The organism is Moorena sp. SIO2C4 (assembly GCF_010672485.1).
GTDB classification, from domain to species: domain Bacteria; phylum Cyanobacteriota; class Cyanobacteriia; order Cyanobacteriales; family Coleofasciculaceae; genus Moorena; species Moorena producens.
The window spans coordinates 1-1,429 of sequence record NZ_JAAHGN010001442.1; the positions used below are offsets into that span (position 1 = coordinate 1).

The following is a 1,429-nucleotide window of genomic DNA, read 5'->3' on the forward strand; positions in this document are numbered from 1 at the left end:
TCCCCATTAAGATGTAGGGTGGGCAGTGCCAAAGATAGATAACAGCAGCTAGAGATAGCATGAGTAGGCACTGCCCACCCTACTAACTGAATATAGTAGATGTAGATTTAGATGTAGGGTGGGCAGTGTCAAAGATAGATGTAGATGTAGGGTGGGCAGTGCCAAAGATAGATAACAGCAGCTAGAGATAGGATGAGTAGGCACTGCCCACCAAAGAATTAATCACAATAGAATATTGATGTAGGGTGGGCAGTGCCAAAGATAGATAACAGCAGCTGGCGATCGCATTAGTAGGCACTGCCCACCAAAGAATTAATCACAATAGAATATTGATGTAGGGTGGGCAGTGCCAAAGATAGATAACAGCAGCTGGCGATCGCATTAGTAGGCACTGCCCACCCTACTAACTACTAACTAACTCACCCAATTTAAAAATACTATAATAAACCAAGACTCTGAATAATCTCCTTCAAAAATGGAACCATTAGCTGCTGCCGTTGTCGCTATTTCTACTGTGCTCGCCACGAAAGCCCTAGAAAAAACTGGGGAAAATGTCGGGCAAGTTGTCTGGAACCAGACTAACCAGTTTGTGGAATCCCTGAGAAACCAGTCTCCAAATACAGTAATGGCTATCGAGCAAGCCCCAGGGGTACCTCTCGATTATGCCAAAGTGGTATTGGAGCTAGAGGCAGCAGCAAAGCAAAATCCGGAAGTTGCCCAAAGTATCGAGCGTTTAGTGACTACTGTTGATGCTGAAGCTTTGCCTAACTTAGAGGAAATTATTGAAGAGATTACCAAAGCCTTGGAATCCCACCAGGCTACTAGTGAGACTTACAACATTGAGAATGTAAAAAACTTTGCCAAAAGGGATATTAATCAAGGTAATACTAATATTGGAAGAGATAGTATTGGAAGAGATAGTATTGGAAGAGATAATATTGGAGGAGATAGTATTGGAAGAGACAAAATAACTAATAATTATAATTGACTGCAGTCGCCTGGGAGGCAGGTTAACCAAACTCGACCAAATCAAGCACCCCCACTACCTCCGTATTATGTCGAGCGCCCGGAAGTAAGCCAACGACTAAAACAAATTCTTTTATCCCAAGAAACTGCTAGAACTGGCACTTTAGTGGTTAGTGCCATCTATGGTTTAGGAGGCATTGGTAAATCCACCTTAGCTGCAGCCTTAGCCTATGAACCAGAGGTTCAATCCCATTTTCCCGATGGGATTTTTTGGGCAACCTTAGGTCAGCAACCTGATATTTTATCGTTTCTAAGTACGTGGATACAGCAATTAGGCGATTATGACTTCAAACCGATTAACATTGATAGCGCTTCTTTACAACTAAGAACGTTATTATCCGATAAAAAAGCCTTGTTAGTGGTGGATGATGTTTGGCATCCTGAGCATGTTGAACCCTTTCGA

General features: G+C 42.6%; 2 protein-coding genes. Both read left to right on the forward strand.

Going from position 1 to position 1,429, the window contains the following annotated elements:
* Nucleotides 1-475 precede the first annotated feature (475 nt).
* On the forward strand, nucleotides 476-988 hold the full coding sequence (locus F6K20_RS38420; RefSeq protein ID WP_287298425.1) for a hypothetical protein: 513 nt from the start codon (nucleotides 476-478) through the stop codon (nucleotides 986-988).
* Nucleotides 989-1,429 (forward strand): NB-ARC domain-containing protein (locus F6K20_RS38425; RefSeq protein ID WP_353736910.1); only part of this gene is annotated, 441 nt, incomplete at its 3' end.